Consider the following 13,621-nt stretch of genomic DNA (forward strand, 5'->3'; position numbering starts at 1 on the left):
CCCTTTTCCCGAGCCGAAAGGCTCGGGAGGAAACTTTCTAACAAAACAAATTACCTTTCTTTATCTCAGTATGTTAAGATATTGTTTTAATTATCAATTGTCAATTATCAATTATTAATTAAAAAGATTGCCCAAAGCAATTATAACTTCTTAAGGTGGTTATTGCGGCGGGGCTCACCTCTTCCCATCCCGAACAGAGAAGTTAAGCCCGCCTGCGCAGATGGTACTGCAATTATGTGGGAGAGTATGTCGTCGCCTTTCTTTTGAAAAACCCTGTTTGAAAACGGGGTTTTTTATTCTAACTTTTACTTATAGCAATATAAGTAATATGGTACCTTAGCTCAGATGGTAGAGCAATGGACTGAAAATCCATGTGTCCCTGGTTCGATCCCTGGAGGTACCACATCATGCTCGGATGGTGAAATTGGTAGACACGCTGGACTTAAAATCCAGTGAACAGCAATGTTCGTGCGGGTTCAAGTCCCGCTCTGAGTACTAAAACTTCAATTAGCTTTTGTTAATTGAAGTTTTTTTTTTTGCATAAAATTGTGGTCAGCTTTATAATTTTATATTTTTACCTTCTATTCCTAGATTTTTAATATTTGTAAATTATGCAAAACGTTTTTCTTAAGGTAGATTCTGATCAATTTATAAACAGAATTAAGCAACTTGATTCAAATAGACAACCTCTTTGGGGTAAGAGGTCTGTCGATCAGATGTTGGCACACTGCAATGTTACGTATGAAATGGTTTATGATAATATTCATACTAAACCAAATGCTTTTATGAGATTTATTTTAAAATCATTTGTAAAGAATAAAGTTGTAGATGAATCTTCTTATTCTAAAAATAGTAGAACGGCTCCTCAATTTATTATAACGGGAGATCGCAACTTTGATTTGGAAAAAAATAGATTAATCTCTTATATAAGCAAAACACAGGAATTAGGAGAAAATGAATTTGAAGGAAAAGAATCTCTTTCTTTCGGAAAATTAACTTCTAAAGAATGGAATAATATGTTTGCTAAACATTTAGATCATCATTTTACTCAATTCGGAGTTTAACTTTTAAAGTTAGTAGTATGAAAATTCATTATATATTGTTTTTTATATTTTTTGGATTGATTTGTAATGCACAAAAGCAAGAAGTTCAAAAGAGTATTGAGATATTCTTTGAAGGATTTCATCAAAGGGATTCAGTAAAGATGAAATCAGTTTGTCTAGATCAAATTATTCTGCAATCTATTAGCGAAAGCAAAATAAAAGGTAATAAATTATCTACCGAAAATATAAGAGAATTCTATAAATCTATAGTGTCTATTCCTTTAACATTAAAGTTTCAAGAAAAAATATTAAGTTACAATATTCAGATTGATGGATCAATGGCTCATGTTTGGACTCCGTATGAGTTTTATTTAAATGATAAATTAAGCCATACAGGAGTAAATGCCTTTACATTGTTTAAAGAAAAAGATTCTTGGAAGATCATTTATTTAATTGATACAAGAAGAAAGTAGTTAGTTTTTTAACATTTCGCTGTTGTAATACAGACAAATATCGGTTAAAAGGCATTCAGGACATTTTGGTTTTGGTCTGCATATTTCACGTCCTAAAAATGAAATAGCCATTCCTATTTCTGACCAAATATTTTTGGGCAAAACTTGCATTAAATCTTTTTCTACTTTATTTCCGTCTTTCGATTCTTTAATTATTCCAATTCTTGGCGCAACTCTTATTACATGTAGATCAGCAATAATTCCTTCAGCTGGTTTTCCTGTTTCTCTTAAAATTACATTTGCAGATTTTCTACCAATTCCTTTTAATGCTGTCAATCCAGACATAGTTAATGGAATATCTTTATCTTCTTTTATCGTGCTTGCAATCTCCAGAAGCCATTGAGCTTTAGTTCCATAATTTCTAACTTTAGATATATAAGGTAAAAAAGTATCTATATCAGTTTTAGATAAACTATTTAGAGTTGGATATTTTTCAAATAAAACAGGAGAAATAGAATTAATATTAGCATCAGAATCCTGAGCAGATAAAACTACCATAATCAAAAGTTGATAAGTGTTTTGATAATCTAAAGGATGTTTTTTGCCTTTGTATTTTTTTAGAATGGGTTTTAATTTAATTTCCCAATTTTCTGTTTCACCAAATAAATCCATTTTTAAAATTCTTTAATGTTGGTAATGAAGTGCTTATCTATAAAGTTACTTGATTTTAATGAATTCTAGAATTTTTTTGATAACATTTTGATTACCAAGTATTTTTCGATGTCCCAATCCATCCGTTAAAAATAAAGAGCCATTTTTAAGATTTTCATGAATATGTATTCCTGCTTTTACAGAAACTTCTGGATCATCATTATCGTGAATTACTAAAACTGGAATATTAATCTTTTGAGCTGCTCTGTAAGCGGAAAAATCATCCATTTTGACTTGATATTGATCTTCAAAATATATTTTTAAACGGTCGCTAAATTCCTTTTTTAATTTTAGTTTCAGTACAAATTCATCTAAAATATCTTGTACAACATCTCCACTTCCAATGATAATTGCTTTGTTAACTTTTAAACCATCTTTTACTGCATTTAAAACAGACATTCCGCCAAGTGAATGTCCGATTGCAATTTCAAATGGTCCAAATTGCTTTTCAATTTCTAATATAGAAGCAATGAATTCAGACATTATAGTAGTCTTCCCTTCTGATTTTCCATGAGCAGGGGCGTCAAAACTAATTGTAGAGTAACCATTTTGTAATAACTCATCTGCTATTTTGAATAGTTGCGTTCCTCGGCCAGACCATCCGTGAACCAATAGAATTTTCTTGTCACTTTGTCCGTATTTATAAATTACAATGTTTTTGTTTATAGCAGGAACGTGAATATTTTTTTGTGAGCTTTTACTATTCATCTCAAATTCACGTTTAGGAACTTTATGTTTTATTGGTGTTGTAAAGATTCTTGCAGCAAATTTTGTTGCCAGATTTTTGGACACAAATGCACAAACTTTCGCAGATATTATAATAAACTGTGGAATTTTTAAGGATCTAGTAGGATTAATTGCCTTTTTTGCCATTTCAATAAAACTTATTTGTAAGCAGTACTCTGCCCGTTTTTTTGCTAAATTTAAAGAAAGATAAAAGTAGCATATTAATGATTGTTTCTTGAAAAATAATCACAAATTAATTTTTGAAATGGAGATATTTCATATTAGTGCCGAATGTTATCCTATGGCTAAAGTAGGTGGTTTAGCTGACGTTGTAGGTGCTTTACCCAAATATCAAACCAATGCAGGACATGAGGTAAGAGTTGTAGTTCCTTGTTATGATACAAAATTTAAAGATGAAAATAGTTTTGAGTGCGTACATTGGGGAACAGTTAAACTTGGAAACTTTGATTTTCCGTTTAGTGTCTTAAAAGAAAGCACTGATAAACTTGGTTATGAGTTGTATCTTATTGAGATTAATGAATTGTTTAATCGTCCAAATGTTTATGGTTATGAGGATGATATTGAGCGATTTTTGTCTTTTCAAATAGTTACATTAGATTGGATAATTGCAAGAAATCAAATTCCAGATATTATTAATTGTCATGATCATCATACGGGGCTAATTCCGTTTCTTCTTCAATTTGCTTACAAGTATGAAACTTTAAAAGAGGTAAAAACAGTTATAACTATTCATAATGGTTTGTATCAGGGATGGTTTGGATTTGATAAATTATATTATCTACCAGAGTTTGATTTAAAACATGTAGGTTTTTTGGAATGGAACAATTCTATAAATTCTTTAGCAGTTGGAGTAAAATGCGCCAATGCTGTAACGACCGTTTCTCCAAGTTATTTAAATGAAATTAATTACAATGCAAATGGTTTAGAATCGTTGTTTAATTCAGTTAGAAATAAATCGAGAGGAATTTTAAACGGAATTGATTTTGAAGTGTGGAATCCTTCAAAAGATTCAACGATTGCAGAAAATTATTCGATAGAAAATTTTGAAGTAGGGAAACAGAAAAACAAAGAAAAATTGTGCGAGCAGTTTGATCTTGATCCATCAAAACCTTTGTTTAGTTTTATAGGACGTTTGTTTGAAGAAAAGGGAGGTGATTTGTTACCGCAAGCTTCTGCATTAGCATTGTCAGAACATTTTGAAGACATCAATATTCTAATTTTAGGTTCAGGAAAAGCTGAAATAGAATCGCAATTAGTACAATTAAGAAACGACTACAAGGGCAACTATAATGTTTTTATAGGTTATAATGAAGAACTTGCACATTTGATTTATGCAGGTTCAGATTATATTTTGATGCCCTCACGAGTAGAACCCTGTGGTCTCAATCAGATGTATGCTATGCGATATGGAACAATTCCAGTTGTTAGAAGAACAGGAGGTTTAAGGGATACCGTCATTGATTTTGGAGATGACGGAAATGGAGTATGCCATGATCAAGCATCTGTTGGGGATATCTGCTATTCTATAAATCGTGCAGTTAAATTATATGAGGATAAAATAAATTTCAATAAAGTAGTTCAAAGAGGAATGACGGCAGACCATTCCTGGGAGAGAGTTTGCCAAGAATATATCGAAATATACAACCTAATAATTGAGAAAAATGAAATTTAAAAAGAAAAATGTAGTTGCTATTATTTTAGGAGGAGGACAGGGATCACGTTTATTCCCATTAACAGAAACAAGATCAAAACCGGCTGTTCCAATTGGAGGAAAATATCGTTTGGTTGATATTCCAATTTCTAATTGTATCAATTCAGATATATTCAAAATATTTGTTTTGACACAGTTTAACTCTGCATCTTTAAATGCTCATATCAAAAATACTTTCAATTTTAGTATTTTAAGCCAATCGTTTGTCGATATTTTGGCGGCAGAACAAACTCCTGATAATCCAACTTGGTTTCAGGGTACTGCAGATGCTGTTAGACAATGTATGTCACATTTTTTGAAACATGATTTCGATCATGCCTTAATTCTTTCAGGAGATCAATTGTATCAAATGGATTTTAACGAAATGCTGGAGGCGCATATTGCAGCTGATGCCGAAATTTCTATTGCAACTTTACCAGTAAATGCTAAAGATGCTCCAGAATTTGGGATTCTTAAAACAGATCATGAAAATAATATTCATGCTTTTATCGAAAAACCGCATGCTTCTTTATTGCCTGAATGGGAATCGGAGGTGAGCGAACAAATGCAGGAAAAAGGTAAAAAATACTTGGCTTCAATGGGAATTTATATTTTTAATAAATCATTGTTGCAGGAATTAATGGCGAATCAGGAAACTAAAGATTTTGGTAAAGAAATTATTCCGCAAGCCGTTGGAAAACACAAGATATTAAGTTATCAATACGAAGGATACTGGACTGATATTGGAAATATTGAATCATTCTTTGAAGCGAATATTGGTTTAACAGCTGATATCCCAGAGTTTAATTTATTTGATAACGAAAATAAAATTTTCACAAGACCTCGATTACTTCCACCATCAAAATTTAGAAACTCTATTATTAATCAGTCTTTAATTTCTGAAGGATGTATTATTAATGCCAAAGAAATTAAAAGTTCTGTAATCGGAATTCGTTCTAGAATTGGTGAAGGAACTGTTTTGGAAAATTGTTATGTAATGGGGAACGATTTTTATCAAGATTTGGATGAATTAAATCATGAAAGCAGTATAAGCAAAATTCATGTTGGTATTGGAGAAAATTGTTTCATACAAAATGCTTTAATTGATAAAAATGTTCGTATTGGAAACAATGTTCATATTAGCGGGGGAAAACATTTGGATAATTTTACCAATGAATTATACAGCATAAAAGATGGAATTGTTGTTATAAAAAAAGGAGTAACACTTGCTGATAACTTTAGAATAGAATAAAATTTAAAAAACAAATTCCAAATTCCAATTGCCTTAAAAACGACACATGACTAAAGTAATCGCACATTCACTATTTACGGACTTTGATATAGATTTATTTAAAGCTGGGAAACACTTTAAACTGTATGAAAAACTAGGAGCACATCTAATTGAAGTTGATGGAATAAAAGGCGTTTATTTTGCAGTTTGGGCTCCTACGGCTCATTCTGTGTCGGTTGTTGGTGATTTTAATTATTGGACTTCAGGCGAGCATAATTTAAATGTTCGTTGGGATTCTTCAGGAATTTGGGAAGGATTTATTCCAGATATTTCAAAAGGAGCGCTTTATAAATATAAAATTCAATCGAATATTAATGGAGTAGTAACAGAAAAAGCAGATCCTTTTGCTTTATATTGTGAAAAACCACCGCATACAGCTTCAGTTGTTTGGGATTTGGACTATAAATGGAAAGATGAAAACTGGATGCAGAATCGCAAGGAAAAAAATGCGCTTGATAAACCGTATTCAGTTTACGAAGTGCATATAGGTTCTTGGAAACGAGCTGATCATAACCGTTTCTTAAGTTATCTTGAATTGGCTGATGATTTGGTAAAATACGTAAAAGAAACTGGTTTTACTCATGTTGAATTTATGCCTGTAATGGAATATCCTTATGATCCTTCTTGGGGTTATCAATTGACTGGCTATTTTGCACCAACTTCTCGTTTCGGGAAACCGCAGGATTTTATGGTTTTAGTTGATAGACTGCATCAAGAAGGAATTGGAGTCATTTTAGACTGGGTTCCATCACATTTTCCAGATGATGCACATGGTTTAGGTTTCTTTGATGGTTCTCATCTATACGAACATCCAGATCGTAGAAAAGGTTACCATCCAGATTGGAAAAGTTTGGTTTTTAATTATGGAAGAAATGAAGTAAGAGCTTTTTTGATAAGTAATGCTGTTTTCTGGCTTCAGAATTATCATATAGATGGATTACGAGTTGATGCTGTTGCTTCGATGCTGTATCTTGATTATTCTAGAAAAGATGGAGAATGGGAAGCTAATATTTTTGGCGGAAGAGAAAATTTAGACAGTATTAGTTTTCTTAAAGAATTTAATGAAGTAATCTATTCTAATTTCGATGGAGTTCAAACTATTGCAGAAGAAAGTACTTCGTTTCCAATGGTTTCTAGGCCAACTTCTTTTGGAGGATTAGGCTTTGGAATGAAATGGATGATGGGCTGGATGCATGATACTTTAAAGTATTTTCAAAAAGAAACAGTTTACAGAAAATACCATCAAAATGATTTGACTTTTTCGATGACGTATGCATTTACGGAAAACTTTATGCTTCCGTTTTCTCATGACGAAGTAGTTTATGGAAAACAATCTCTTATTTACAAAATGCCAGGCGATGAATGGCAACGCTTTGCGAACCTGAGATTATTATATGGTTATATGCTTACGCATCCTGGAACAAAATTATTGTTTATGGGAGCCGAGTTTGGGCAAACCAATGAATGGAATTTTGAACAAAGTTTAGATTGGCATTTACTTCAATATGATTTTCATTCGGGTATAAAAAGGTTAATTACAGATTTGAATCAATTATATAAAACGTATCCTGCATTGTATGAGAAACAATTTACAGGAGAAGGTTTTGAATGGATTAATTATTCAGATCATCAAAATGCGGTTTTATCGTATATCCGAAAAGGAAATAACCCAGACGAAAATGTAATTGTGGTATGTAATTTCACGCAAGTGGTACGAGAAAATTATAGAATTGGAATTCCGAAAAAAGGCAAATTAAACGAAATTTTCAATAGTGATGCTTCCGTTTATGGAGGAAGTGATATCAGAAATTCAAAAGCAATAAAAATCGAATCAATTTCTTATGACGGTAGAGAATTTTCGGCAGAACTTATTTTGCCACCATTAAGCGTAACGGTATATTCTTTTAGTTAGAAAAAATCTTAGAAACATTTTTAGAAGTTATTAATTTGTCATTTTAGCCGCTGAAAATTATCATATTGTTTATTTTTTGTTTTCTAATTATAAACTCAAACAGGAAAAACGTTTTCGTTAATAAACCTTTTATTCATAGGGCTTTATGATCTTTTTTTGTATGTTTGAAAGAAAGACAAAAGTTATAAATTAATTCACGGAGATATGATTACAAACACATCATTAGAATACAAAGGCAATTTATATCCATCGAAAATTATCTCTTATACACATGAAGGAGATTCAATTTTTTTCAATACTGTCAATAATGTAATTTTAAAAGTTACTATTCTTCGTGATAGTTTAATACGATTTCGTTATACAACAAAAGGCTATTTCAGTAATGATTTTTCGTATGCTATTGATAAAACACAACTTCACGGATACAATTTTTTAGAACTTACTGAAGAAGAAACTCATTTTGAAATACGTACCAGCAAAGTAAAATGTAAAATCCAGAAAGCAGATCTTCGTCTGACAATTTTCGATTTAAATGATTTTTTAATTCTTGAAGATGAACTAGGTTTTCATTGGGAAGAAAGTTATGAATATGGTGGAAATATCGTAAAAATGAGTAAATTCTCTAAAGATGGAGAATGTTATTATGGTCTTGGAGATAAAGCAACTCAAATGAATCTTAAAGGCAAGAGAGTTGAAAATTTTGCCACAGATCAATATGCTTATCAAAAAGACCAAGAACCATTATATAAGGTTGTCCCTTTTTATATTGGACTCCATAATAAACAAGCTTACGGTATTTTCTTTGATAATACGTTTAGGACTTTCTTTGACTTTTGTCAAGAAAGAAGAAATATTACCAGCTTTTGGGCAGAAGGAGGCGAGATGAATTATTATTTCTTCTACGGACCTCAAATGCAAGATGTTGTTACGAGTTATACTGATTTAACTGGAAAGCCTGAATTACCGCCATTATGGGTTTTAGGCTATCATCAATGTAAATGGAGTTATTATCCTGAAAGTAAAGTCAAAGAAATCACTTCAAAATTTAGAGAACTTCAGATTCCATGTGATGCTATTTATCTCGACATTGATTATATGGAAGGATTTAGATGTTTTACTTGGAACAAAAGCTATTTTCCTGATCCAAAAAGAATGGTTTCTGAACTAGCAGAAGATGGTTTTAAAACAATCGTCATCATAGATCCAGGAATCAAAATTGACAAAGATTACTGGGTATATCAAGAAGCATTAGAAAAAGATTATTTCTGTAAAAGAGCCGATGGACCTTACATGAAAGGGAAAGTTTGGCCTGGTGAATGTAATTTTCCAGATTATACAAATCCATTAGTAAGAGAATGGTGGGCTGGATTATTTAAAGAATTAATTGCGGATATTGGAGTAAAAGGAGTTTGGAATGATATGAACGAACCTGCTGTAATGGAAGTTCCAAATAAAACTTTCCCAATGGATGTTCGTCACGTTTATGATGGAAATCCTTGTAGCCATAGAAAAGCCCATAATATTTATGGAACGCAAATGGCGAGAGCAACCTATCATGGTGTCAAACGTTTTGCTTATCCAAAACGCCCTTTCGTTATTACGAGATCAGCTTATTCTGGAGCACAACGCTATACTTCTTCTTGGACAGGTGATAATGTGGCAACTTGGGAACATTTATGGATTGCCAATATTCAGGTACAGAGATTGTCAATTTCAGGAATGGGATTTACAGGTTCTGATATTGGAGGATTTGCGGAACAGCCAACCGGCGAGTTGTATGCACGTTGGATTCAGTTAGGTGTTTTTCATCCGTTTTGTAGGACGCATTCATCTGGAGATCACGGAAATCAAGAACCGTGGGCTTTTGATGAAGAAGTAATTAATATTACCCGAAAATTTGTTAGTCTTCGTTATCAATTGTTGCCTTATTTATACACTATGTTTTGGCAGTATATTGAAGAAGGAGTTCCTATGCTAAAACCTTTGGTTTATTACGATCAAGATGATACACAAACGCATTATCGCAATGACGAATTCATCTTCGGAAATCAGATTTTAGTTTGTCCAATCCTTGAACCTAATGCTGTAGGTAGACGTATGTATATACCACGTGGTGAATGGTATAACTATTGGACAAATGAATTATTTATTGGAGGACGAGAAATCTGGATTGATACTAAATTTGATGAGATTCCGGTTTTTGTAAAAGCAGGAGCTATTATTCCAAAATATCCTGTACAACAATATGTAGGAGAATTAGAATTTGATGAATTAACTCTTGAAGTTTATTATAAAAATGGTAAAGAACAATCGGCTGTTTATGAAGATGCTCAAGATGGTTACGATTATAAAAAAGGACGTTATAGCTATTTATCGTTAAGAACAATTGGAAAAGAAAAAGAATTAATTATTCAATTGCACAAGGAAGGAAAATACGTTACACCGTATAGCAAGTATAAAATTAATTTAATTGGACTTCCTTTTAAAGTGACAGAAATCGAAATCGACAACGAAAAAATTGAATTTGATAAAATTAATTTTGAGCAAAATCATTTCTTAATAGTTGATAAAGAGTTTAATGAACTTCACATTGTGGGAGAATAGTTAAATTTTGATATTTTTTTGGCTTATTGTGTAAAATATTTTATTTTTTTTAATCGTATTTTTGTTAGAAAATAGCTCGAATTATGAAAAAATATTTGTTTTTAGGAATTTTCAGTGGTCTTGTTTTATCCTGTGCAACAAACCCAATTACAGGAAAACAAAACTTGAATTTTGTTTCAAACAGTGAATTGTTTCCAACTTCATTTCAGCAATACAGTACTTTTTTGTCTGAAAACAAAGTTATAACAGGAACGTCAGATGCGAAACTTGTTGAAGGTGTTGGATATAAGATTAAGCTTGCTGCCGAAAAATATTTAACATACTTAGGACAATCACAGTATTTAAAAGACTATCGTTGGGAATATAAATTAGTAGACAATAAAGAAGTTAATGCTTGGTGTTTGCCAGGAGGAAAAATTGTCGTTTACTCAGGAATTTTGCCTGTTACACAAAACGAATCTGGTCTTGCTACTGTTATGGGACACGAAGTTTCGCACGCTTTAGCTAATCACGGTGCTCAAAGAATGAGTGCAGCACAATTGCAATCAATTGGAGGAGCCGTTTTAGATGCTGCAACCACTAATAAAACTGCTCAAACGAGAGCAATTTTTTCTCAAGCTTACGGAATGGGAACTGAAGTAGGAGTAATGCTTCCTTTTAGTAGAAGTAACGAAACTGAAGCAGATAAAATTGGATTGACTTTGATGGCAATCGCAGGATATAATCCAGATGATGCTGTTTCATTTTGGTCAAGAATGTCTGCAAAATCAGGAGGTTCTGGAACACCAGAATTTATGAGTACGCACCCTTCAGATGCAACTAGAATTGCCAACATTAAAGCTTTAATTCCAGAGGCAAGAGCAATTGCGCTTAAAGTAGGAACAATAAAATAAGACAAAAGATAAGATATTATATTTCTAAAAGGCTATTCAGTTTATGAATAGCTTTTTTTGTTTTTAGTTCAAATTCATGATTTAATAATGTACGAATTCTAGAATTTCTATTTGATTATGATAAAAATTAGATAAATTCGTAGCCTGTTAACAAAACCATTTCTATGAAAAACCTACAAAAAGGCGATAAGAAACTTTTAAATGCTTGGGCATTTTATGACTGGGCAAACTCGGTTTATACTTTAACCATTGCTTCGGCAGTATTTCCAATTTTTTATGAAGCCTTGTTTAGTGATCGCGATCATTATATTGATGTTTTCGGAATGCATCTTAAAAACTCCGCTTTAATAAGTTTTATTACCGCTTTTGCTTTTATGGTGGTTTCGTTTATTTCTCCACTTTTATCTGGAATTGCAGATTACGTTGGAAACAAGAAATCTTTCATGAAGTTTTTCTGTTACCTAGGTGCTTTGTCTTGTATGGGATTATATTGGTTTGATTTAGATAGTATCTATGTTGGATTATTATTTTACTTTTTAGGATTGCTTGGATATTGGGGAAGTTTAGTTTTTTACAATTCCTACCTTCCAGATATTGCTTTTGAAGAGCAGCAAGACAGAATTAGTGCAAAAGGATATTCTTTAGGATACATTGGAAGCGTTATTTTGTTGATTCTAAATTTAGCCATGATAATGAAACCAAAACTTTTTGGTATTTCAGGAACGGATGGAGAAGCTGCAATGAAAGCAATGCGTTATTCTTTTGTAATGGTAGGAGTTTGGTGGATTCTTTTTAGTCAATACACTTATTATTATTTACCAAAAGGGAGTAAAGAGTCTGGACAGAAATTAACAAAATCTGTAGTATTCAATGGCTTTAAAGAATTGAAAAAAGTTTGGGCGCTATTAAAGGAAAATATCCCTTTAAAGCGTTATTTGGGTGGATTTTTCGTTTCTAGTATGGCGGTTCAGACTGTAATGCTTGTAGCAACTTATTTTGGTGCTCAAGAAATTCAATGGTCTTCTAAAGAAGAAAGTACGATTGGTTTAATTGTTTGTATCTTAATAATTCAGTTGGTAGCTGTAGTTGGTGCGGTTTTGACGTCTAGAGCTTCTGAAAAATTTGGTAACGTACCTACTTTGATTTTTATAAATGCGATTTGGGCAGTATTTTGTGCTCTTGCATTTTTCATTACTTTACCAATGCATTTTTACGTAATGGCAACGGTTGCTGGATTTGTAATGGGCGGTATTCAGGCATTATCACGTTCGACCTATTCAAAATTATTACCTGAAACAGAAGATACAGCATCGTTTTTCAGTTTTTATGACGTTGCTGAAAAAATTGGAATTGTAATTGGTATGTGCGTTTACGGAATCATCGATCAAATTACTGGAAGTCCACGTGCTGCAATTGTAATTTTAGGAATCTTTTTCGTCACAGCCATTTTTCTTTTAAGAAGAGTTCATAAAAAAGACGTTTCAAACTAGTCGAAACGTCTTAAATAATAACAATATCACGAATTACAGGAATTATTTGATTGATGATGATTTTTGAAATTCGTGATATTTTTATAATTAACCTTTAGTAATCGTTCCTGATCCCGCTACTTTTGCGTCTTTTTTCTCAGGATTTCCGAAATATTTGATATTTCCTGAGCCCGCAACTCTTGCTGTAATGCTTTCATTGCACGTTACTTTACTATTTCCAGATCCAGATACATGCGCTTCAACTATTTTAGACTTTAAGTCAGTAGCATCAATGTTTCCAGAGCCTGAAAGTTTTGTAGAAAAATTATTCGCCGTTCCTTTTAAATTGATTTTTCCTGAACCACTTACGTTTAGAGCTAAATTATTGGCATCAACAGGTAAATTGAAATTACCTGAACCAGCAAGGTTAATGGTGAAAGTATCGTTTTTGATACTATCTTTAGAATGAATTGAACCCGAACCAGCTAAACTTAATTCTGAAATCTTTTCAAACGGAATAGTTACTTCAATTTTATTTCCAGAACTGGTACGAATTTGAGTTCCTTTTTCTACATAGATTTTTAAGTCATTTCCGTCAACTTCTACTTTAATTGCAGCTAATAAATTTTCTTCTCCTTTGATTGTAATTTTTCCTTCTTTTCCTGAAACTAGATCTACATCAAAGAATCCAGCAATTTTGATACCGTCGTAATCTCCAGTGGTTCTGGTTTCTGTTGTAACTTTACCGTTTCCGTTTATTTTTGACTGTGCGTTGGCATTTCCAGTCATAAGAAGTGCGCTAAATGCTA

At 32.3% G+C, this 13,621-nt stretch carries 11 protein-coding genes, 2 tRNA genes and 1 rRNA gene; 11 read left to right on the plus strand and 3 right to left on the minus strand.

Going from position 1 to position 13,621, the window contains the following annotated elements; translation table 11 throughout:
- Window positions 1–151 precede the first annotated feature (151 nt).
- The 5 genes from rrf to NQQ59_RS00025 all read left to right on the plus strand — a co-directional run bounded on the left by rrf (window position 152) and on the right by NQQ59_RS00025 (window position 1,516).
- Window positions 152–261 (plus strand): 5S ribosomal RNA (rrf, locus tag NQQ59_RS00005).
- Window positions 262–330: 69 nt separating this feature from the next.
- Window positions 331–403 (plus strand) — tRNA-Phe (locus NQQ59_RS00010).
- Window positions 404–409: 6 nt separating this feature from the next.
- Window positions 410–495 (plus strand) — tRNA-Leu (locus NQQ59_RS00015).
- Window positions 496–611: 116 nt separating this feature from the next.
- Window positions 612–1,064: a DUF1569 domain-containing protein gene (locus NQQ59_RS00020; protein ID WP_144212459.1), complete on the plus strand. Its 453-nt coding sequence runs from the start codon at window positions 612–614 to the stop codon at window positions 1,062–1,064.
- A gap of 17 nt (window positions 1,065–1,081) precedes the next feature.
- Window positions 1,082–1,516, plus strand: a complete 435-nt coding sequence (locus NQQ59_RS00025) for a nuclear transport factor 2 family protein (protein WP_144212461.1) — start codon at window positions 1,082–1,084, stop codon at window positions 1,514–1,516.
- On the opposite strand, the gene NQQ59_RS00030 is transcribed toward NQQ59_RS00025, so the two are convergent.
- Both NQQ59_RS00030 and NQQ59_RS00035 read right to left on the minus strand, forming a co-directional pair.
- A complete protein-coding gene (locus tag NQQ59_RS00030; RefSeq protein ID WP_144212463.1) occupies window positions 1,517–2,167 on the minus strand; it encodes an endonuclease III domain-containing protein in 651 nt (216 codons plus the stop codon).
- A gap of 45 nt (window positions 2,168–2,212) precedes the next feature.
- On the minus strand, window positions 2,213–3,079 hold the full coding sequence (locus tag NQQ59_RS00035; protein ID WP_144212465.1) for an alpha/beta hydrolase: 867 nt from the start codon (window positions 3,077–3,079) through the stop codon (window positions 2,213–2,215).
- Between the two features lie 118 nt (window positions 3,080–3,197).
- On the opposite strand from NQQ59_RS00035, the gene NQQ59_RS00040 reads away from it, so the two are divergent.
- From NQQ59_RS00040 to NQQ59_RS00065, 6 genes are all read left to right on the plus strand, one after another.
- Window positions 3,198–4,625, plus strand: a complete 1,428-nt coding sequence (locus NQQ59_RS00040) for a glycogen synthase (protein WP_144212467.1) — start codon at window positions 3,198–3,200, stop codon at window positions 4,623–4,625.
- Complete coding sequence (locus NQQ59_RS00045; RefSeq protein WP_144212469.1) at window positions 4,615–5,895, plus strand: glucose-1-phosphate adenylyltransferase; 1,281 nt, start codon at window positions 4,615–4,617, stop codon at window positions 5,893–5,895. Before NQQ59_RS00040 ends, NQQ59_RS00045 begins: the two co-directional genes overlap by 11 nt.
- A 46-nt stretch (window positions 5,896–5,941) precedes the next feature.
- Window positions 5,942–7,846, plus strand: coding sequence for a 1,4-alpha-glucan branching protein GlgB (gene glgB / locus NQQ59_RS00050; protein WP_144212471.1), 1,905 nt, complete (start codon window positions 5,942–5,944; stop codon window positions 7,844–7,846).
- A 204-nt stretch (window positions 7,847–8,050) separates the two neighbouring features.
- Window positions 8,051–10,450, plus strand: a complete 2,400-nt coding sequence (locus NQQ59_RS00055) for a glycoside hydrolase family 31 protein (RefSeq protein WP_144212473.1) — start codon at window positions 8,051–8,053, stop codon at window positions 10,448–10,450.
- Between the two features lie 83 nt (window positions 10,451–10,533).
- Window positions 10,534–11,343 carry a M48 family metallopeptidase gene (locus tag NQQ59_RS00060; protein WP_144212475.1) on the plus strand — a complete coding sequence of 270 codons (810 nt, stop codon included), beginning with the start codon at window positions 10,534–10,536 and terminating at the stop codon, window positions 11,341–11,343.
- Between the two features lie 164 nt (window positions 11,344–11,507).
- Window positions 11,508–12,833 carry an MFS transporter gene (locus NQQ59_RS00065; protein WP_144212477.1) on the plus strand — a complete coding sequence of 442 codons (1,326 nt, stop codon included), beginning with the start codon at window positions 11,508–11,510 and terminating at the stop codon, window positions 12,831–12,833.
- A gap of 87 nt (window positions 12,834–12,920) precedes the next feature.
- Here NQQ59_RS00065 and NQQ59_RS00070 read toward each other — a convergent pair whose 3' ends face one another.
- Window positions 12,921–13,571 carry a head GIN domain-containing protein gene (locus NQQ59_RS00070; RefSeq protein WP_372497202.1) on the minus strand — a complete coding sequence of 217 codons (651 nt, stop codon included), beginning with the start codon at window positions 13,569–13,571 and terminating at the stop codon, window positions 12,921–12,923.
- Window positions 13,572–13,621: the final 50 nt, after the last annotated feature.

Origin of the sequence: Flavobacterium panacis (genome assembly GCF_024649945.1) — a bacterium.
In the GTDB taxonomy this organism is placed as follows: Bacteria; Bacteroidota; Bacteroidia; order Flavobacteriales; family Flavobacteriaceae; genus Flavobacterium; species Flavobacterium panacis.